Source organism: Streptomyces sp. R-07 (assembly GCF_049913175.1).
Lineage (GTDB): Bacteria > Actinomycetota > Actinomycetes > Streptomycetales > Streptomycetaceae > Streptomyces.
The window spans coordinates 2,380,057-2,400,059 of the sequence record NZ_CP183978.1 but is presented as its reverse complement, the minus strand read 5'-3'; the positions used below and the strand labels follow the sequence as shown (position 1 = coordinate 2,400,059).

19 protein-coding genes are annotated in these 20,003 nt (G+C 73.2%); 8 read left to right on the top strand and 11 right to left on the bottom strand.

The features are described 5' to 3' along the window. Positions 1–187 precede the first annotated feature (187 nt). The 5 genes from fabF to ACN9M0_RS10825 all read right to left on the bottom strand — a co-directional run bounded on the left by fabF (position 188) and on the right by ACN9M0_RS10825 (position 5,075). Positions 188–1,450, bottom strand: a complete 1,263-nt coding sequence (gene fabF, locus ACN9M0_RS10845; protein ID WP_366038185.1) for a beta-ketoacyl-ACP synthase II — start codon at positions 1,448–1,450, stop codon at positions 188–190. Between the two features lie 79 nt (positions 1,451–1,529). Beyond that, the gene (locus ACN9M0_RS10840) at positions 1,530–1,778 is read right to left on the bottom strand and encodes an acyl carrier protein (protein ID WP_366038184.1); all 249 of its coding nucleotides are present in this window, start codon (positions 1,776–1,778) and stop codon (positions 1,530–1,532) included. Between the two features lie 58 nt (positions 1,779–1,836). Then, the gene (locus ACN9M0_RS10835) at positions 1,837–2,868 is read right to left on the bottom strand and encodes a ketoacyl-ACP synthase III (protein ID WP_366038183.1); all 1,032 of its coding nucleotides are present in this window, start codon (positions 2,866–2,868) and stop codon (positions 1,837–1,839) included. 18 nt (positions 2,869–2,886) lie between these two features. Next, on the bottom strand, positions 2,887–3,804 hold the full coding sequence (locus ACN9M0_RS10830; protein WP_366038182.1) for an ACP S-malonyltransferase: 918 nt from the start codon (positions 3,802–3,804) through the stop codon (positions 2,887–2,889). 89 nt (positions 3,805–3,893) lie between these two features. After that, positions 3,894–5,075: a PucR family transcriptional regulator gene (locus ACN9M0_RS10825; RefSeq protein ID WP_366038181.1), complete on the bottom strand. Its 1,182-nt coding sequence runs from the start codon at positions 5,073–5,075 to the stop codon at positions 3,894–3,896. 102 nt (positions 5,076–5,177) lie between these two features. On the opposite strand from ACN9M0_RS10825, the gene ACN9M0_RS10820 reads away from it, so the two are divergent. Next, positions 5,178–5,846, top strand: coding sequence for a pirin family protein (locus ACN9M0_RS10820; RefSeq protein ID WP_366038180.1), 669 nt, complete (start codon positions 5,178–5,180; stop codon positions 5,844–5,846). 4 nt (positions 5,847–5,850) lie between these two features. Here the strand turns inward: ACN9M0_RS10820 and ACN9M0_RS10815 are convergent, their stop codons facing one another. Continuing rightward, positions 5,851–7,035, bottom strand: coding sequence for a L,D-transpeptidase family protein (locus tag ACN9M0_RS10815; protein ID WP_366038179.1), 1,185 nt, complete (start codon positions 7,033–7,035; stop codon positions 5,851–5,853). A gap of 191 nt (positions 7,036–7,226) precedes the next feature. Here ACN9M0_RS10815 and ACN9M0_RS10810 point away from each other — a divergent pair, with 191 nt between their 5' ends. From ACN9M0_RS10810 to ACN9M0_RS10790, 5 genes are all read left to right on the top strand, one after another. Further along, positions 7,227–8,414, top strand: coding sequence for a lipid II:glycine glycyltransferase FemX (locus ACN9M0_RS10810; RefSeq protein WP_366038178.1), 1,188 nt, complete (start codon positions 7,227–7,229; stop codon positions 8,412–8,414). Next, positions 8,411–10,030, top strand: coding sequence for a murein biosynthesis integral membrane protein MurJ (gene murJ, locus ACN9M0_RS10805; protein WP_366038177.1), 1,620 nt, complete (start codon positions 8,411–8,413; stop codon positions 10,028–10,030). The genes ACN9M0_RS10810 and murJ overlap by 4 nt, the downstream gene beginning before the upstream one ends. 74 nt (positions 10,031–10,104) lie before the next feature. Further along, positions 10,105–10,788, top strand: coding sequence for a response regulator transcription factor (locus tag ACN9M0_RS10800; RefSeq protein ID WP_366038176.1), 684 nt, complete (start codon positions 10,105–10,107; stop codon positions 10,786–10,788). Between the two features lie 167 nt (positions 10,789–10,955). After that, positions 10,956–12,383, top strand: coding sequence for a sensor histidine kinase (locus tag ACN9M0_RS10795; RefSeq protein WP_366038223.1), 1,428 nt, complete (start codon positions 10,956–10,958; stop codon positions 12,381–12,383). Between the two features lie 95 nt (positions 12,384–12,478). Then, positions 12,479–13,057: a hypothetical protein gene (locus ACN9M0_RS10790; protein WP_366038175.1), complete on the top strand. Its 579-nt coding sequence runs from the start codon at positions 12,479–12,481 to the stop codon at positions 13,055–13,057. A 95-nt stretch (positions 13,058–13,152) separates the two neighbouring features. Here ACN9M0_RS10790 and ACN9M0_RS10785 read toward each other — a convergent pair whose 3' ends face one another. Continuing rightward, positions 13,153–13,983, bottom strand: coding sequence for a serine hydrolase domain-containing protein (locus tag ACN9M0_RS10785; protein ID WP_366038174.1), 831 nt, complete (start codon positions 13,981–13,983; stop codon positions 13,153–13,155). A gap of 51 nt (positions 13,984–14,034) precedes the next feature. Between ACN9M0_RS10785 and ACN9M0_RS10780 the strand changes: the two genes are divergently transcribed. Next, entirely contained in the window at positions 14,035–14,445 is a 411-nt protein-coding gene (locus ACN9M0_RS10780) for a MerR family transcriptional regulator (RefSeq protein ID WP_366038173.1), read from the top strand. Beyond that, positions 14,442–15,461, top strand: coding sequence for an aldo/keto reductase (locus ACN9M0_RS10775; RefSeq protein WP_366038172.1), 1,020 nt, complete (start codon positions 14,442–14,444; stop codon positions 15,459–15,461). The genes ACN9M0_RS10780 and ACN9M0_RS10775 overlap by 4 nt, the downstream gene beginning before the upstream one ends. A 122-nt stretch (positions 15,462–15,583) precedes the next feature. Here the strand turns inward: ACN9M0_RS10775 and ACN9M0_RS10770 are convergent, their stop codons facing one another. From ACN9M0_RS10770 to ACN9M0_RS10755, 4 genes are all read right to left on the bottom strand, one after another. Further along, the gene (locus ACN9M0_RS10770; RefSeq protein ID WP_426403513.1) at positions 15,584–16,780 is read right to left on the bottom strand and encodes an acyltransferase family protein; all 1,197 of its coding nucleotides are present in this window, start codon (positions 16,778–16,780) and stop codon (positions 15,584–15,586) included. Next, the gene (locus tag ACN9M0_RS10765) at positions 16,777–17,757 is read right to left on the bottom strand and encodes an alpha/beta hydrolase (protein WP_426403512.1); all 981 of its coding nucleotides are present in this window, start codon (positions 17,755–17,757) and stop codon (positions 16,777–16,779) included. Before ACN9M0_RS10765 ends, ACN9M0_RS10770 begins: the two co-directional genes overlap by 4 nt. Before the next feature lie 213 nt (positions 17,758–17,970). Further along, positions 17,971–18,654, bottom strand: a complete 684-nt coding sequence (locus ACN9M0_RS10760) for a response regulator transcription factor (RefSeq protein ID WP_366038168.1) — start codon at positions 18,652–18,654, stop codon at positions 17,971–17,973. Next, a complete protein-coding gene (locus ACN9M0_RS10755; RefSeq protein ID WP_426403511.1) occupies positions 18,651–19,994 on the bottom strand; it encodes a sensor histidine kinase in 1,344 nt (447 codons plus the stop codon). Before ACN9M0_RS10755 ends, ACN9M0_RS10760 begins: the two co-directional genes overlap by 4 nt. Between the last annotated feature and the right edge of the window lie 9 nt (positions 19,995–20,003).

Genomic DNA, 20,003 nt, shown 5'->3' with positions numbered 1-20,003 from the left:
TACGAGGATCAGACCGTCCGGAACGCCAGCACCACGTTGTGGCCGCCGAAGCCGAAGCTGTTGGCCACTTCCTCGTGCGCTCCTCGCGCCGCTTCGCGGGCTTCGGGGCGCTGTGCCGGACTCCGTCCGGCGGTCGTGGCGGAGGCCCGCCCCCGGACTGGGGCGGGCCTCGTTGTTCAGGCGGGAGTCAGACCGTCCGGAACGCCAGCACCACGTTGTGGCCGCCGAAGCCGAAGCTGTTGTTGATCGCGGCGATCGTGCCCTGCGGGAGTTCGCGGGGCTCGTCGCGGACGATGTCCGCCTCGACCGCCGGGTCCAGCTCGTCGATGTTGATCGTCGGCGGGGCCAGACGGTGGTGCAGCGCCAGGACCGTCGCGACGGTCTCGATGCCGCCCGCGCCACCGAGGAGGTGACCGGTCATCGACTTCGTCGCGGAGATCGCGACGTGGTCCAGGTCGTCGCCCAGGACCTTCCGCAGCGCCTTGATCTCGGCGACGTCGCCCTGCGGCGTCGACGTGGCGTGCGCGTTGAGGTGGACGACCTCGGACGGCTTGAGGTCCGTCGCGTCGAGCAGGTTCTGCATCGCGGCGGCGATGCCCCGGCCGGTCGGCTCGGGCTGCGCGATGTGGTGGCTGTCGGCCGACAGGCCCTGGCCGAGCACCTCGCAGTAGATCCGCGCGCCGCGCGCCTTCGCGTGCTCCTCGGACTCGAGGATCACGACACCGGCGCCCTCGCCGAGCACGAAGCCGTCGCGGCCGGTGTCGTAGGGGCGCGAGGCCTTCGTCGGCTCGTCGTTGTTCTTGGACATCGCCATCATGTTGGCGAAGGCGGCGATCGGCAGCGGGTGGATCGCGGCCTCGGTACCGCCGGCGACGACCACGTCGGCACGGCCGGTACGGATCATCTCGACGGCGTAGCCGATCGCCTCGGCACCCGACGCGCACGCGGAGACGGGGGTGTGGACGCCCGCCCGGGCGTTCACCTCCAGGCCGACGTTCGCGGAGGGGCTGTTGGGCATGAGCATGGGCACGGTGTGCGGGGAGACGCGGCGAACGCCCTTCTCCTTCAGCACGTCGTACTGGTCGAGCAGCGTGGTGACACCGCCGATGCCGGAGGCGATGACGGAGCCGAGCCGCTCGGGCACGATCTTCTCGTCCTCGCCGGCGGGGGCGGTGTAGCCCGCGTCGGCCCAGGCCTCGCGGGCCGCGATCAGCGCGAACTGCGCCGAGCGGTCCAGCTTGCGGGCGAGCGGGCGGGGCAGGACGTCGCCGGGGTCGACCGCGGCGAGGGCCGCGATCTGGACGGGCAGTTCGGCGAAGCGCTCGCCCTCCAGGGGCTTGACGCCGGAGCGCCCCGCGAGAAGACCTTCCCAGGTCGACGCGGAGTCGCCACCCAGCGGTGTGGTTGCGCCGATACCGGTGACGACCACGGTGCGATTGGTCGAGCTCACAGGAATTCGTTCTCCATGTGTGTGATGGTCGGAATGCGGCGCCACCGCCGGGTGGCGTACCGAGTCAGCGAGGACCGAATCAGTCCTGGTGCTTCAGGATGTAGTCAGCGGCGTCGCCGACCGTCTTGAGGTTCTTGACGTCCTCGTCCGGGATCTTGACCTCGAAGCGCTCTTCGGCGGCGACGACGACCTCGACCATGGACAGGGAGTCGACGTCCAGGTCGTCGGTGAAGGACTTGTCCAGCTGGACGTCCTCGACCGGGATGCCGGCGATCTCGTTGACGATCTCGGCGAGACCGGCGACGATCTGCTCCTGGGTGTGAGCCATAGTGGCGCTCCTTCTTGCGGTTACTTCGGTAAAGGGGCTTCCGGAAGAGTCCGGGTGCCTAGGGGAGGGTAACGACCGTCGCGGCGTAGACGAGACCCGCCCCGAAGCCGATGACGAGCGCGGTGTCGCCGCTCTTCGCCTTCCCGGTCGCCAGGAGCCGCTCCATCGCGAGCGGGATCGAGGCGGCCGAGGTGTTGCCGGTGGTCTCCACGTCACGGGCGACCGTGACGTGCTCCGGCAGCTTCAGAGTCTTCACCATCGAGTCGATGATCCGCATGTTCGCCTGGTGCGGGATGAAGACGTCCAGGTCGTCCGCCGAGATGCCGGCGGCGTCCAGGGCCTGCTGGGCGACCTTCGCCATCTCGAAGACGGCCCAGCGGAAGACCGCCTGGCCCTCCTGCGTGATGGCCGGGAACTTGATCTCGCCCTGCTCGTTGAGCGGCAGGTTCGAGACGTCGCCGCCGTGGAACTCGTTCCACGGCACGGTCTGCTTGATCGTCTCGGACTTGTCGCCCTCGGAACCCCAGACCGTGGGGCCGATGTGGGGCTCCTCGGAGGGGCCGACGACCACGGCGCCCGCGCCGTCGCCGAACAGGAAGGCCGTCGCGCGGTCCTCCAGATCCGTCAGGTCGCTGAGCCGCTCCACGCCGATGACGAGGACGTACTCCGCCGAACCCTCGACGATCATGCCCTTGGCGAGCGTCAGGCCGTAGCCGAAGCCCGCGCAGCCGGCGGAGATGTCGAACGCGGCCGGCTTCCCGGCGCCGATCTTGTCGGCGATCTCGGTGGCGACGGCCGGGGTCTGCTTGAAGTGCGAGACCGTGGAGACGATCACGGCGCCGATCTGCTCGGGGCTGATCCCGGCGTCGGCGATGGCCTTGCCCGAGGCCTCCACCGACATGGCGGCGACCGTCTCCTCCGGAGAGGCCCAGTGGCGGGTGGAGATGCCGGAGCGCGAGCGGATCCACTCGTCGGACGAGTCGATCTTCTCGAGGATCACCTCGTTCGGCACGACCCGGGTGGGGCGGTAGCCGCCGACACCGAGGATCCGCGCGTAAGGGGCGCCCTTGCTGGGCTTGATCTTCGACATGTTTCTCGACACTCCTTGTCAGACGGCCGCGTGCTCGGCGATGAGCGTACGGGCCGCGTCGAGGTCGTCGGGAGTCTTGAGGGCCACGGTGGCCACGCCCGGCAGGGCCCGCTTGGCGATGCCGGTCAGGGTGCCGCCCGGGCACACCTCGATCAGCGCGGTCGCGCCGAGCTCCTGGAAGGTCTCCATGCACAGGTCCCAGCGGACCGGGTTCGCGACCTGGCCGACGAGACGGGCCACGACCTCGGCGCCGTCGGTGACGACCTGCCCGTCCTTGTTGGAGACGTAGCGGGTGGTCGGGGCGGCCGGGGACAGCTGCTTCGCCGCCTCTTCCAGCTTCGCCACGGCCGGGGCCATGTGGTGCGTGTGGAAGGCACCGGCGACCTTGAGCGCGACGACCCGGCGGACGCCCTCGGGCTTGTCCGCCTCCAGGGCGGCCAGCTGCTCCAGGGTGCCGGCGGCCACGATCTGGCCCGCGCCGTTCACGTTGGCCGCGGTCAGGCCGAGCTTCTCCAGGTGCGGGACGGTCACCTCGGGGTCGCCGCCGAGCAGCGCCGACATGCCCGTCGCGGTGATCGCGGCGGCCTCGGCCATCGCGAGTCCGCGGGTCCGGACGAGGCGCAGGGCGGCGGTGTCGTCGAGGACGCCCGCGAACGCGGCGGCGGTGAACTCGCCGACGCTGTGACCGGCGACCACGCCGGGGGAGACGGCACCGAGCGCGGCCGCGGAGAGCAGGCCGGCGGCGACGAGGAGCGGCTGTGCCACGGCGGTGTCACGGATCTCGTCCGCGTCGGCCTTCGTGCCGTAGTGGGCGAGGTCGAGCTCGATGGCGTCGGACCACGCCGCGATGCGGTCGGCGGCGCCGGGGAGTTCGAGCCAGGGGGTCAGGAAGCCGGGCGTCTGGGCGCCTTGGCCGGGAGCGACGAGTACGAGCACCCTCACACTCTCTCTTGGGGACGGCTCCGAGCGCCCGTGGGGACAAGGACGAAGAACCGTCGGGGGAATTGTTGGTGTTCGACAAAAGTCTAGGACTGCGGATCTCCGTCGGCCAAGCGTCCCAGGATGAGGGCGATCCGCAGCGTGAACGCGGAGCGGACATCGGAGGGTGACCAACCGGTGACGTCGGTCACACGTCGGAGCCGGTAGCGCACGGTGTTCGGGTGGACGAAGAGCATCCGGGCCGCGCCTTCCAGGCTGCTCGCCTGCTCCAGATAGACACTGAGAGTTTCGAGCAGCGCCGAGCCCGCCTCCTCCAGCGGTCTGTAGATCTCCTCCACCAGCTGGTCGCGCGCCGAAGGGTCGGAGGCGATGGCGCGCTCCGGGAGGAGATCGTCCGCCAGGACCGGGCGGGGCGCGTCCTGCCACGCCGAGCAGGCCTTGAGGCCGGCGGCGGCGGCCTGCGCGGAGCGGGTCGCGGCCAGCAGGTCGGGGACGACGGGACCGGCCACGACCGGACCTGCCGCATACGGTCCGATCAGCGCCTTCGCCACGGCGAGCGGGTTGTCGTTGCCGCCGGCGATGACGACGAGCCGGTCGCCGAGGACGCCGGTGAGGACCTGGAGCTTGGCGTGCCGGGCGGCCCGGCGGATCGCCTCCACCGTCAGCTCGCTGTCCCCGTCGGGGGCGGTTCCGAGGATCACGCACACATGGTCGGGCGAGTTCCAGCCGAGGGCCGCGGCGCGGGAGACGGCGCCCTCGTCGGCCTCGCCGGAGAGCACCGCGTTCACCACGAGCGACTCCAGGCGGGCGTCCCAGGCGCCGCGGGCCTCGGCGGCCTGCGCGTACACCTGGGCGGTGGCGAAGGCGATCTCCCGGGCGTAGACGAGGAGCGCCTCGCGGAGGATGGACTCGTCGCCGGGGGCGGCGACCTCCTCGATCGCCGTCTCCATGACCTCGATGGTGGTGCGCACCATCTCCACGGTCTGGCGCAGGGTGATCGCGCGGGTCAGCTCGCGGGGCGCCGTGCCGAAGACGTCGGTGGAGATGGCCTGCGGGGTCTCCGGGTGCCGGAACCACTCGGTGAACGCGGCGATGCCGGCCTGGGCGACCAGACCGATCCACGACCGGTTCTCGGGCGGCATCGCCCGGTACCAGGGCAGCGTCTCGTCCATGCGGGCAATGGCGTTGGCGGCGAGCCGCCCGGACGACTGTTCGAGGCGCTTCAGGGTCGCGGCGTGCGGATGGGAGGCGTTCACGGGTTCAGGCACGGGACAAGACTGCCTTATCGGGACGCCGGCATGCGGGGTCGGGGCGGTATCGCCACCGCGGACCACCGGAGACCGCGGCGGCCCGGGACTACCGTAGGGCGCGTGATACGCATCCAGCGCGCCGCCGAGCGGTACCCCGGGGGCGACCCGGCGGCCGGGATCGAGACCCGGCACGCCCTGTCCTTCGGGCCGCACTACGACCCCGACAACCTCCGCTTCGGCGCGCTCCTCGCCTGCAACGAGGAGCGGCTCGCGCCGGGCGCCGGCTTCGACGAGCATCCGCACAGCCACACCGAGATCGTCACCTGGGTCGTCGAGGGCGAGCTCACCCACCGCGACACCGCCGGGCACGAGACCGTCGTCCGGGCCGGGGACCTCCAGCGGCTCGGCTCGGCGGGAGGCGTCCGCCACGTCGAGCGCAACGACGCCGACGCGCCCCTGACCTTCGTGCAGATGTGGCTCGCGCCGCTGTCGCCGGGCGGGGAGCCCTCGTACGAGGTGGTCCGCGCGCTCGGGGACTCGTACGAGCTCCCGGCCGCCGACGCGGTCCTGCACGTCCGCCGCCCCCGCGCGGGGGAGCGCACCGACGTGCCGGCCGCCGACTTCGCGTACGTGCACGTGGTGCGGGGCGCGCTCCTGCTCGACGGCGAGGAGCTCGGCCCCGGCGACGCGGCCCGGCTCACCGGCACCGAGGGGCTCGCCCTGGCCGCCACGACCGACGCGGAGGTCCTGATCTGGGAGATGCGGGACTGGCGCAAGGCCCTGGGCTGACCCTTCAGCCGAGCGCGCTCTTCGCCTTCCACTGCTCCCAGCTCAGGTTCCACGCCCCGTAGCCGTTGCCCTCGGCGACCGTGCCCTTCGTCTCGCGGCCCTTGATCTCGAAGGGGTCGCCGACGTTCACCGCGGCGTAGAACGAGGCCGCGTTCTCGTCGCTCATCCCGATGCAGCCGGAACTGTGGTTCGCCCTGCCGAAGTACGCCGCGTTCCACGGCGCCGCATGCGCGTACATGCCCGACCACGTCAGCCGCATCGAGTAGTCCACGTCCTTGTTGTACGCGTCGCCGAGCCCGACGGTCTCCGAGTTCATGTTGATGGTGCCCTCCTTCGCCATCAGCACGGCCGTGCCCCGCCAGGACCGCTTGTCGCCGCCCGGGGTCCCGCCGGAGACCGGGATCGTGCGGACCGTCCGCCCGTCCCGCTCCAGCCTCAACCTGTGCGCGTCGAGGTCGACCCTGACGATCTGCGCGGCGCCGATGGTGAAACCGGTGCGGTAGTCGCGTACGAACCAGCCGCCGCCCGAGTCCGTACCGTCGAGGTCCGCCTCGAGGGTGACCTTCGTGCCCGGCCTCCAGTACTCCCGAGGACGCCAGTCCGCCCTGTCCCGGCCCGAGTAGTCCTTGACCCAGCCCCAGGAACCCTCGGTGCCGTTCGAGGTGGTCACCTTCAGCTGCTTCTCGACGTCCGCCTTCCGCGTCACCGGCAGGTCGAAGACGATCGACAGCGGGTGCCCGATGCCCACGGTGGTGTTCTTGCCGGGTGCCAGGGTCACCTTGTTGACCTTCTCGGGCTCCGGGGTGGCGAAGGACGACCGGCTGGTCGACTCCCTGCCGTCGGCCGTACGGGACGTCACCTCGATCGTGTACGAGGTGCCGGGCGCCGCCTTGCGGTCCGAGGCCCAGCTCGTACCGCCCGCGCCCGTACGGCCCGGGAGGGTTCCGCCCTCGGCGTCCACGACGCTCACCGCCGTGAGCGTGCCGCCGGACGCGGTCAAGGTCACCGGGCTGCCGGCCTCCTTCTTGACGACGGTCACCTTCGCCGGGGCGGCCGCCTGGGCGGGGGCCTGCGCCCCGGAGGGGCCGCTCGCGGCCTGGGCGGAACAGGCGGTCAGGGAGACACCCAGGGCCACGGCGGCGAGGGCGGGACGAGGGATGCGTATCGGCAGCACGGAAGACCTCCGCAAGGGGGAAGAAAGGTGGGATGTTCCGGACTGTAGGTCGCCCGGAGCCGCGCGGGGCCGCCCGAAGCCCATGTGACGAGGGCTGCGGCTCAACGGTCATCGTCCGGTCACAATCACCGCGCGCACCCGTCGAATTCGGCTGTGAGCCTGCTGTGCGCCCCACCACCGAGGGGCGGAACAAGGAGGCTCCCGTTGTGTCAGCGCTGCTCGTGACGGCCGCACCCACCGACCGCCGCGCCCCCGCGGGACCGCTCAGGCTCGGGCCCGTGACCCCCGAGGCGTACCGCGCGTTCCTCGACTCCCGCTCCGGCGCGGGCGGGCCCAGCTTCCTCCAACTCCCCTCCTGGGCCCAGGTGAAGGACGGCTGGAGCCACCAACTCGTCGGATGGGGACGGGAGGGCGCGGAGCTCTCCGGCGTCGCCCTCGTCCTGCTCCGGCCCTTCCCCGGCACCCGCAAGTACTTCGCCTACCTGCCCGAAGGGCCCGTCGCCGACTGGGCCGACCCCGACGTCGACGGCTGGCTCGCCCCGCTCCTCGGCCACCTGCGCTCCCTGGGCGCCTTCGCCGTCCGCATGGGCCCCGGCCCCGCCTACCGCCGGTGGAACGCCGCCACCGTCAAGGCCGGCACCGGGCCCGGCCGCCGGCTCTCCGACGTCCTCGCCGACGAGGTCGACCCGCTGGGGACCGCCGTCGCCGAACGCCTGCGGGCCCGCGGCTGGCGCAAGTGCGGCGGCGACTCCGAGGACGGGGCCGACGCCCAGCCCCGGCACGTCTTCCAGGTCCCGCTCACCGGCCGCAGCGCCGACGACCTGTGGACCGGCCTCAACCAGGAATGGCGGCGCAACGTCCGCAAGGCGCGGAAGTCCGGCGTCGAGGTCGTCGTCGGCTCCGCCGCCGACCTGCCCGAGTTCTACCGGCTCCTGCGCATCACCGAGGAGCGCGACGGCTTCCGGCTCGGCCGCTCGCTCGCCTACTACGAGCGCCAGTACGCCGTCCTCAACGCCGAACGGCCCGGCCGCATGCGGCTCTACCTCGCCCGCCACGAGGGCGAGGTCCTCGCCGCGCACACCATGCTCACGGTCGGCGGCCGCGTCTGGTACCAGACCGGCGCCTCCGCCGACCACCGCCGCGAGGTCCGGCCCTCCAACGCCCTCCAGTGGCGCATGCTGCTCGACGCCCACGCCCTCGGCGCCGCCGTCTACGACCTCCGCGGGGTACCCTCCACCCTCGATCCGGACGACCGCGCCCACGGGCTGCTGCGCTGGAAGCTCGGCACGGGCGGGCAGGTCGTCGAGACGCTGGGGGAATGGGAGATTCCGATGCAGGGCACGACCAACGGAGCGCTGTACCGCGCCTTCCAGGCGTACATGGCCCGCCGATGACGGCCACGCTCACCGAACGCCCCGGGCCGAAGACCGCACCCTCGGCGCTGCGCAGCGGCGCCCTCATGGCCGCCGGCTCGCTCGTCTCCCGTGCCACCGGCTTCGTCCGCGCCTCCGTCGTCGCCGCCGCGCTCGGCGCGGGCCTCGTCGCCGACGGATACGCGGTCGGCAACTCCGTCCCCACCATCGTCTACATGCTGCTCCTCGGCGGCGCCCTCAACGCCGTCTTCGTCCCCGAACTGGTCAAGGCCGCCAAGGAGCACGAGGACGGCGGCGTCGCCTACACCGACCGGCTCCTCACCCTCTGCGTGCTCGCCCTCGCCGCGCTCACGGCGGTCGCCGTGCTCGCCGCGCCGCTCATCGTCGACACGTACACCGACTACACGGGCGCGCAGCGGGACATGACCATCGCCTTCGCGCGCGCGTGCCTGCCGCAGATCCTCTTCCTCGGGCTCTTCACCCTCCTCGGGCAGGTCCTCAACGCCCGGGGCCGGTTCGGCGCCATGATGTGGACCCCCGTCCTCAACAACGTCGTCGCCGTCGCCGTCTTCGGCCTCTTCCTCGCCGTCAGCGACGGCGGGGAACTCACCCCGGGCGAGACCGCCCTCCTCGGCTGGGGCACCACCGCCGGCATCGCCGTCCAGGCCCTGGCCCTGCTGCCCTCGCTGCGCTCCGCCGGCTTCCGCTGGCGCCCCCGCTTCGACTGGCGCGGCAGCGGCCTCGCCGCCCCGCTGCGCTCGGCCGGCTGGCTGGTGCTCCTCGTCCTCACCAACCAGGGGGCGTACTGGGTGACGACCTGGCTCGCCACGGGCACGGCGGTCAGCGGCGGCGGCCTCGCCGCGTACAACAACGCCTACCTGCTGTGGACCGTCCCGCACGGCATCATCACCGTCTCCCTCGTCACCGCGCTGCTGCCCCGGATGAGCGGCGCCGCCGCCGACGGCGACCTCGCGGGCGTCCGGCGGGACGTCTCCTACGCCCTGCGGACCAGCGCCGCCGCCGTGGTCCCCGCCGCCTGCGCCCTCCTGGCCCTCGCCGTACCGCTGATGACGGTGGTCTTCCGGTACGGGGCGACCACCGGCGACGACATCCGCGCGATGTCCTGGACCCTGATGGCCTTCGCGCCCGGCCTGGTCGCCCTCTCCGGCCAGTACGTGTGCACCCGCGCCTTCTACGCCCTGCGCGACACCCGCACCCCGTTCCTGCTGAACCTGGTCATCGCCGGCCTGAACGCCGTCCTCTCCCTCACGGCCGCCCACTACCTCCCGACCCGCTGGGCGGTCACCGGCATGGCGGCGGCGTACTCGCTGGCGCTGTGGGCGGGCTGGGCGGTCACGGCGTACGCCTTGCGCCGGAGGCTGCGGGGCACGCGGGGGGACGGGCCCGTCTCCGGCGGCGCCGTTCCGGCGCTGGCGCGACTCCTTGTCGCTGCCGTACCGGCGGCCGGGTACGGGCTGTTCGTCGCCGACGCGACGGGCGTGGCGGGGCCGGTGGTGGCGGGCCTCGCGGGAGCCGCGACGATCCTGACCACCTTCGCCCTCCTGTCCCGCCCCCTCCGCCTCACGGAGCTGGAAACCCTCCTGCGCTCAGGCACAGCCCGCCTCCGCCGCACCTGACGCCCCACGGCGGGCGACCGCCTGCGATGAGGCCCCCACCACGGGGGCCACCCCGACCTTGGGATACTCCACACATGCCCCGCGTGCTCCTCATAGAAGACGACCCCTCCGTCCGCGAAGGCGTCGAGCTAGGGCTCCGTCGCCGCGGGCACGAGGTGCGGACCGCTCCCACCGGCGAGGCGGGGCTCGCCGCGCTCGGGGAGTTCCGGCCCGACCTGCTCCTCCTCGACCTGATGCTGCCCGGCATGAACGGCGTGCAGGTCTGCCGGCAGGTCCGGGAGAGCAGCCAGCTGCCGATCATCATGCTCACGGCCCGGGGTGACGACTTCGACGTCGTCATAGGCCTGGAGGCCGGGGCCGACGACTACATCGTGAAGCCCGCCCGTACCGAGGTCATCGAGGCCCGGATACGGGCGGTACTGCGCCGCATCGAGGAGCCCGGCACCGGCCGGTCCGCCGTCGAGTTCCACGGGGAGCTCGCCATCGACCGGTCCGGCCTGACCGTCGCGAAGGCGGGCGAGCGCGTCGCCCTCGCCCCCTCCGAGCTGAAGCTGCTGCTGCACCTGACGGCCGCCCCGGAGCAGGTCTTCAGCCGGCAGCAACTCCTGGAGCACGTGTGGGAGCACAGCTATCACGGGGACGCCCGGCTGGTGGACGCCTGCGTCCGCCGGCTGCGGAACAAGATCGAGGACACCCCGGGCGAGCCCCGGTACATCCAGACCCTGCGGGGCTTCGGCTACCGCTTCGGCCCGCTGTGAAGGCCTGCGTGAGCCGGGACAAGAGCCCGGAGAGAGGCACGGAGCGCCCGGAGAGAGGCCCGAGACGCCCGGACAAGGGCACGGACAGGGGCACGGGCAAGGGCCCGGCGAGAGGCACGGAGCGCCCGGCCGGACGGGCCCGTCGCCGCCGGGCCCGAGGCCCCCGCCTGCGCCCCTTCGGCCTGCGCACCCGCCTCGTCCTCGCCTTCCTCCTCGTCGCGGCCGTCGGCTGCGGCACCACCGCCGCGCTCACCTACCGCGCCGCCCGCAACGCGATCCTGGAGCAGACCCAGAACACCGCCGTCTCCGCCTTCCGTGACCAGGTCGACCCGCTCGTCATCAGCCTGCCCGTCGACACCGACAACCTGCGGTCGGTGGTCCTCGGCATCGCCCGTCAGGGCAAACCCAGACCCTGGCGCGTCTACGCCGAGTACGGCACCGTCCGCGTCTCCTCCACCGACCGCCCCACCTCCTCCGTCATCACGCCCGAACTGCGGGCCCGCGCCCAGGCCCGCACGGCCACCCCGCACAACAGCTTCCAGCGGGTCGTGAAGAACGGCAGCCCGTACCTGACGATCGCCGTCCCGGCCGTCTTCCGGACGCACGCCAGCAAGGGCACCGCGCAGCCCACCGGCCTCGTCTTCTACGCCGTCATGGAGCTCGACGAGGAGGAGGCGAACATCGAGGCCATGGTCAGCGCGGCCCGCGACGGCGCCCTCCCTGCCCTGGCCGTGGCCCTGATCCCCGCGCTCATCGCCTCGCGCGGCGTGCTCCGCCCCGTACGGGAACTGCGGCACGCGGCCCACAGCATGGGCGAGGGCCGGCTCGACACCCGCATCCACGCGAAGGGCAGCGACGAACTCGCCGATCTCGCCCGCACGTTCAACGAGTCCGCCGCCGAGCTGGAACGTTCCGTCACGGAACTCCGCAACGCCGAGGCCCGCGCCCGCCGCTTCGCCTCCGACGTCTCGCACGAGCTGCGCACCCCGCTCGCCGGCATGCTCGCGGTCACCGAGGTCCTGGACGAGGACGCGGCGAGCCTCGACAGCGACACCGCCCGCGCGGTCCGGCTGATCAGCGCCGAGACCGGAAAGCTCGCCGTGCTCGTCGAGGACCTGATGGAGATCTCCCGCTTCGACGCGCGCGCCGCCGAACTGCACACCGACGAGGTCGACGCCGCCGACTGCGTCCGCAAGACCCTCCAGCACCGGCACTGGACCGATCCGGCGCAGGTCGTCCCGTACCTTGGGGAGGGGATCAGGGCCCGGCTCGACCCGCGCCGTTTCGACGTCGTCGTCGCCAATCTCGTCGGCAACGCGCTGCGGCACGGAGCCGCGCCGGTGACGGTCAGGCTGTACGCGGAGGGGGACGAGCTGGTGACGGAGGTCGCCGACCGGGGGCCGGGCATCGACCCGGACGTCCTGCCGCACGTCTTCGACCGCTTCTACAAGGCGGACCGGGCCAGGACCCGTTCGGCGGGCAGCGGCCTGGGCCTGGCGATCACCCTGGAGAACGTCCGGCTGCACGGCGGCACCGTCCGGGCCGCCAACCACCCGGCGGGCGGCGCGGTCTTCACCGTACGGATGCCCCTGTGAGGCGCCGGACGGCTGCCGGGCCGGTGAGGCGCCGGACCGCCGCCACGGTTGGCGCGCCGGCGAGGCACCGTACCGCCGCCGCGGCCCTGTTCGGCATGGTCGCGCTCGCCGCCTGCGGCATCCAGGAGAGCGACGTCGTCGAGGCCGGCGGCGCCGCGACGGTGGCCGTCGCCCCGGCGCCCGAGTTCCGCATGGTGCTCTACTTCCTCGGCCCGGACGGCCGGCCGGTCCCGGTGGTCCGCGAAGTCGGGCAGCCGGTCCCCGACACGACGTTCGCCGAGGGCGGTTCCGAGACGGACGCGCAGCACCTGAAGGCCAAGGGAACCGGTTCCGGTCAGCCGTCCGAGACGCACGGCCCCCGGCGCGTCACCGACAAGGTGCTCGCTGCGCTCCTCGCGGGCCCGGCCGGTGTCGACACCGCGGCGGGCCTGACCACGGGACTCCCGGTGTCCGACACCGCGCCGCACACTGAGGAGATCGATCAGGCCGGCCTGACCCCGGAGGGCCGCCGCGCGATCAGGCTCCGGGCGCCGTTCCCGGTCATGGACCTGTCGGAGGCGGCCATCCAGCAGCTGGTGTGCACGGCCGCGTACGCGGAGGACGGCGGCGGCATGGTCGACGTGAGCCTCACGAGCGTCGACGGCACGCTCCCGGCGACCCGCTGCGACAGCTGAGCCCCCAGGACCGCAGGGCCACTGGCCCCAGGGCCACCGGCCCCAGGGCCACCGGCCCCAGGGCCACCGGCCCCAGGGCCACCGGCCCCAGGACCTCAGAGCGCCCGCAGGTCCGCGAGCACCGCGTCCGTGAACGGCGGCCAGGCCTCGACCGCCCACGCCCCGAAGGGCCGGTCCGTGAGGGCCACGCACGCGGCCCTCGCGTCCGGGTCGATCCACAGGAAGGTACCGGACTGCCCGAAGTGCCCGAAGGTGCGCGGCGAGGAGCTCGCGCCCGTCCAGTGCGGGGACTTGCCGTCGCGGATCTCGAAGCCGAGCCCCCAGTCGTTCGGCCTCTGGTGCCCGTATCCGGGCAGGATGCCGGTCAGGCCGGGGTACGTGACGGTCATCGCGTCCAGGACGGTCCGCGCGTCGAGCAGCCGCGGCGCCTGCACCTCGGCGGCGAACCGCACCAGGTCGTCCACGGTCGACACGCCGTCCTTCGCGGGCGAGCCCTCCAGGCTCGTCGAGGCCATGCCGAGGGGCTCCAGGACCGCCTGGTGCAGATACTCGGCGAAGGGGATGTCGGTCGCCTTGGCGACGTGGTCGCCGAGGGCCTCGAAGCCGGTGTTCGAGTAGATCCGGCGGGTGCCCGGCGCGGCCATGACCCGGTTCTCGTCGAAGGCGAGCCCCGAGGTGTGGGCGAGGAGGTGGCGGACGGTCGCGCCCTCGGGCCCGGCCGGCTCGTCGAGGTCGATCGCCCCCTCCTCGTACGCGACGAGGACGGCGTACGCCGCGAGCGGCTTCGTGACCGAGGCGAGCGGGAAGCGCCGCCCCGTGGGCCCGTGGGACCCGGCCAGGGTGCCGTCCGCGCGGACGACGGCGGCGGCCGCGGTGGGGACGGGCCAGTTCTCGATCGACGCCAGGCTCGGCAAGCTGCTCTGCATGGGGCCGAGCCTACTTGCTTCGAGTGCACTCCAACGTTTTAGCGTGGGGGTATGAGCGTGATCGAGAGCACGACCAGGCTTGCAGGGAAGGACCGCTACACCATCAGCGAGGTGGCCGCCCTGACCGGACTCACCGCGCACACCCTGCGCTGGTACGAGCGGATCGGCCTCATGCCGCACGTCGACCGTTCGCACACCGGCCAGCGGCGCTTCACCGAGCGCGACCTGAGCTGGCTGGCGTTCGTCGGCAAACTGCGGCTGACCGGGATGCCGGTCGCGGACATGGTCCGCTACGCCGAGCTCGTACGGGAGGGCGACCACACCCACGCGGAGCGCCAGGCGCTCCTGGAGGCCACCCGGCGCGACGTGCTGAACCGGATCGCCGAGCTCCAGGACACGCTCGCCGTGCTCGACCTCAAGATCAATCACTACGGGACCGTCTGCGGAGGCACCACCTCATGAGCAACAGGATCGACACCGTACGTCTGGGCGGCCAGGACGGGCCGGAGATCGGCGTCCAGGGCTTCGGCGCCATGGGCATCAGCGAGTTCTACGGGGACACCGACGAGGCCGCCGCGCGCGACACCCTCGAAGCGGCCCTGGAGGCCGGCGTCACCCTGATCGACACCGCCGACATCTACGGCAGCGGCGCCAACGAGGAGTTCCTCGCCCCGTTCCTCGCCGCCCACCGCGACGAGGTCACCCTCGCCACCAAGTTCGCGATAGAGCGCCGCGCCGACGACCCGACCTACCGGGCGGTCCGCAACGACCCCGCGTACATCAGGAAGGCCGCCGAGGACAGCCTGCGCCGCCTCGGCATCGAGACCATCGACCTCTACTACATGCACCGCCGCGACCCGGAGATCCCGTTCGCCGAGTCCGTCGGCGCGATGGCCGAGCTCGTCCAGGAGGGCAAGGTCCGCTTCCTGGGCCTGAGCGAGGTCACCGGGCCCGAGCTGCGCGAGGCCCACGCGGTGCACCCGATCGCCGCCCTCCAGTCGGAGTGGTCGCTCTTCTCCCGGGACGTGGAGCGCAGCGCCGTCGGCGCCGCCGCCGAGCTCGGCGTGACCTTCGTGCCGTACTCGCCGCTCGGCCGGGGCTTTCTGACCGGTGCGTTCGCGGACGCCGGGAAGGACCTGTCCGGCGGCGACTTCCGCAAGCACCAGCCCCGGTTCACCGGCGAGAACGCCGAGCGGAACGCCGCCCTCCTCGACCCGGTCCGGAAGATCGCCGCCGCCCACGGCGCGACCCCGGCCCAGATCGCCCTCGCCTGGGTGCAGCAGCGTGCCACCGTGCACGGACTGACGGTCGTCCCGATCCCCGGCACCCGCAAGCGCTCCCGCCTCCTGGAGAACGCGGCCGCGACCCGTATCACCCTCACCGCCGCCGAACTCGCCGAACTGGAGCCGATCGCAGGCCTGGTGGCGGGCGACCGCTACCCGGACATGAGCAACACGGCGGTGAGCCGGGAGGTCTGAGCCTCCCCGCGCACTCACGCCGGCCCCAGGGCGAAGACCGCTCCCGCCGGCCCCAGGGCGAAGACCGCTCACGCCGGCCCCAGGGCGAAGACCGCTCACGCCAGCCCCAGGGCGAAGACCGCTCACGCCAGCCCCAGGGCGAAGACCGCGAAGCCCGCCGCGAGGAGACCCGCCAGGGTGCGGCGGGCCGGGCCGGTCTTCGCCCACGGGGACTCGAAGACGCGCGCGTACCGGCCTATCAGGACCAGGAGGCCGGCGAAGACCGGCATCCAGGCCAGGCGGGCGAGGATCCAGCCGACCGAGTCCGGCGCGCCGACCAGGCCCGGGATCTCCCCGAGGTACGAGCCGGGGATCGCGGCGGCGAGCATCGCCGTCTGGTGCCAGCACAGGATCGTCATCGCGGACAGGTTGACCACGACGACCGGCGCCCACAGCGCGGGCCGCTTCAGGAGCGCGCCGAGCCGGTCCCGGAGCAGGACCGCCGCGCCGCTCTGCGCGGCGGCGAGGGCGAGGACGAGCAGCGACGGCGGGTGCGAGTTGGTGCGGGCCTCGCCGGGGACGCCGACCATCGACGCCGGGTAGCCGAAGGCGAGGAGCAGGGCGGCGAAGAGCGCGGCGCCGCCGATCAGCAGCCCCCAGGCGTGGCGCCGGGTGACCCGGCCCTCCCCCCACGAGACGCCGAGCTGATAGGCGAACAGCCAGCCGGGCAGGATGTTCAGGAGGCTCAGCCAGGACGGCACGGCGTCGGTGTACGGCCCGTACCGAAGGAAGTCGACGACGGCGACCGAGCCGAGCAGCGGCGCCGCGGCCCAGACCCCGAGGCGGCGGGCCGCCCGCACGCACAGCGGGGTCAGCGCGGTGACCACCGTGTACACCCCGACGAACCAGAGCGGCTGGATCACCAGCGTGGACGCCGTCCGCAGCGTGTCCACGGGCACCCCGAGACCGAAGTGAAGGACCGGCAGCAGCACCGCCCACACGGCGGTGACCCCGAGCACCGGGCGCCCGAGCCGGGCGAGCCGGCCGCCCAGCCACTCACCCGTGGAGCCCTTGCGGCGCCGGTACGACAGAACCGAGGCGTAGCCGCCGACCAGGAAGAAGATCCCCAGCATCTGCAGGATCCAGCTGACGGGCGCGAGACCGGCGAAGGTGCCCAGCGGGCTCGCGTTGTGGATCGCGCCGTCGGAGGAGAGCGTGAAACCGCCGAGCAGCCAGTGCCCGGTCGGCACGGCGAGCAGGGCGAGGGCGCGGAGCCCGTCGATCGCCCGGTCGCGGTGGGCGGGGGTGGAGGACTCGATCTTCCGGACCAGGGTCTTCATCGGACGTCCCCCTCGGCGATCGCGGCGAAGCTGCGGAGGGAGGAGGTGCCGGGCGCGAAGTAGCCGCCGTGCCCGGCGGCGTCCTCGGCGGGGATCAGGCGCGCCCCGAACGCCGGGTCGGTGGGGTCTGCGCCGTGCCCGAGCCCCGCGAACTCGACGTTCGGGATCCGGTCGATCCAGTCGGTGGGATCCTTCGCGGCCCAGACCCGGGCGGAGGTCCCGAGCTCGGAGACGTTCTCGGCGCGCATGCCGGGGGAGCCGAAGACGACCAGGTCCTTGGCCTTCAGCTGGTGGGCGGCGAGACCGCAGACCACGGAGCCGTAGCTGTGGCAGAACACGGACGGCTCGGCCGCCCCGACGGCCGCCAGACCGTCCGTGAACCGGATCAGCCGGTCCGCCCCGGCCTCGGCGAGCCGGCCGGTGGCCGCGTCCAGGCCGACGCCGACGGGGGTGGTGTACCCGGCCCAGGCGACGACCGCCGTACGGCCGCCGGTCGCCCGGCGCAGCTCGCTCGCCATGTCGGCGAGCGGCTTGACGTGGCCCGCGTCGACGTCGGAGCCGGGCACGATCACGGCCACGTGCTCGGCCCGCGCCAGGTCCCCGTACACCAGGGCCACCTGCCCCCGGCCGCGCGGATCGTGGGCGAGGACCCGCCCCCCGCCGAACTCCCCTTGCGTGGAGCGGTCGTTGGCCTCGTACCGCAGCTCCAGGGGCGCCCCGTCGAGGTTCCCGACGACCGTCGGGTACGTCCGGGCCAGCTCTTCCTTTCGTACGGGACTCAGTCCGGCGAAGAACCGCGCGACCTCGGCCGGGTCCATCCGCTCCGGGTCCGGCAACCCCGCAGCCCGCCACGCCCCCGTCCCGACCGGGGCCCCGGTCAGGGCCTCCTGGCTGCTCCCGGACGCCCAGCCGGCCGTCCCCGCGATCACGGCGGTCACCGCGGCGGCGGTGATCAGGGTCCTCGAAATGCGGCGCATCGGCCCGCCCTTCCTTGCTCTCGTCGTCGGCGAGAGGAAGGTAGGAAGACGACGGGTGACGGCACGTCACACCGGGGAGCCAACTCCCCTTTGATACCGGGGTAGGGGGTGGAGGAGCAGCCAACACCAGGCCGATGGTGGGGTTTCCCCCCGGGTGCCAGGGGGTGTCTTGCCGTTCAGGCCGGGCTCGCGACCTGAACGACAGGACACCCCCTAGCGCGACTCCCCGGGCGTGACCAGCCCCGACTCGTACGCGAAGACCACCGCCTGCGCCCGGTCGCGCAGGTCCAGCTTGGCGAGGACGCGGCCGATGTGGGTCTTCACCGTCTGCTCGGCGAGGACCAGGCTGTCCGCGATCTCCTGGTTGGACAGGCCCCGGGCGATCAGCTCCAGGACCTCCGTCTCGCGCGGGGTGAGCCCGTTCAGGCGCAGCGCCGTGGTGTCGCGTCGGGGCGCCGGGCGCGAGGCCGCGAAGTCGGCGATGAGCCGGCGGGTCACGGACGGGGCGAGCAGCGCCTCGCCCGCCGCCACGATCCGTACCGCCGCGATGAGATCGGCCGGCGGCGCGTCCTTCAGGAGGAAGCCGGACGCGCCCGCGCGCAGCGCCTCGTACACGTAGTCGTCGACGTCGAAGGTGGTCAGCATCAGCACCTTCGGCCGGTGCGTGACCCCGGCCGGCGGGTGCAGGATCTCCCGGGCGGCGGCGAGCCCGTCCAGCTCCGGCATGCGCACGTCCATCAGGACCACGTCCGGGTGCGCCGAGCGCGCCACCTCCACGCCCTGCCGCCCGTCCGGCGCCTCGCCGACCACGTCGATGTCGGGCTGCGCGGCGAGCAGCGCGGCGAAACCGGCCCGAACCATGGCCTGGTCGTCGACGATGATCACGCGGATGGTCACTCGGTGTCCTTCGTACGCAGGGGAAGCCGGGCCGCGACCCGGAAGCCGCCGTCCGGCAGCGGCCCGGTGTCCAGCGAGCCGCCGGTCAACCGTACGCGCTCCCGCATGCCGACCAGCCCGTGTCCGGTGCCGGGGGCACCCCGCTCGACGGAGGAACCCTCCTCCAGGGACGGCCCGTTGACGACGAGGACCGTCAGCCACCCCTCGTCGGCCCGGACCGACACCCGGGTCGACGCCCCCGGCGCGTGGCGCACGACGTTGGCCAGGGCCTCCTGCACGATCCGGTACGCGGACAGGTCCACGGCCTGCGGCACGTCACCGAGGTCGGCGGCGAGCCGCAGCTCGGCCGGCACCCCCGCCCGTACGGTCGCCTCGACGAGCTGCTGGACCCGGTCGAGGCCCGGCTGCGGGGCCCGCTCGCCCTCACTGCCGTCACTGCGGAGCACCGAGAGCAGCCGCCGCATCTCGGCCAGCGACTCGCGCGCGCTCGCCGCGATCGACGTGAACTCCTCGCGGGCCGCCTCCGGGAGCTCGGGGATGCGGTACGGCGCCGAGTCCGCCTGCACGGTGATCACGGACATGTGGTGGGCGACGACGTCGTGCAGCTCGCGCGCGATCCTGGCCCGCTCCTCCAGGAGCGTGCGGCGGGCCCGTTCGGCCTCGCTGATGGTCTCCTGCTCGACGAGCCGCCGCTGCGCGTCGCCCCGGGCGCGGACGGCCGAGGTGAGGAGCAGCAGCACGCCGCTCAGGACGAGCAGCAGGGTGTGGATGCTGGTGTACCCGGCGGGCTGGAAGGCCTCCAGGACGTATCCGGCCACGCCGGTGGCCAGCCACACACCGAACAGCGCCCGCCGGGACTCGCGCAGTCCGAGCGCGACCATCAGGGCGCAGTAGCCGACGAGGAGCGGCGGGGTCCAGGGCCAGTACTCGGCGCGGGGACCGTCCGAGCCGAGCAGCACGAGCGCGCCGAGCACATCGGCGGCGAAGACGATCCACCAGGCCTGGAGGGGCCGGGTGACGGCGAGCAGCAGCGGTGCGGCCTGGGCGGTGCCGATGGCGCCGGCGAGGGCGCCGTTGACGCCGTAGTCGTTGACGAGGAGCAGGACCGTGGAGGGGAGGAGCGCGGCGCTGAAGGCGACGGCGACCACGTACGGCAGCAGCCGCACCCACCGGTTCGCGGCGCCCGCGAGGAGCGGATCCCCCGGCGCGGTCGGGGTGGTGAGCGCGGCCCCGAGACCCTGGAACATCTCGCGCGTCCGCGCCACCGGCCACCGGCCACGGAACGGGCGGGGGGCGGGCGGGGGAGTGGTGGTCGGCCGGGGCCGCGATTCGATATCCATGACGAGCTC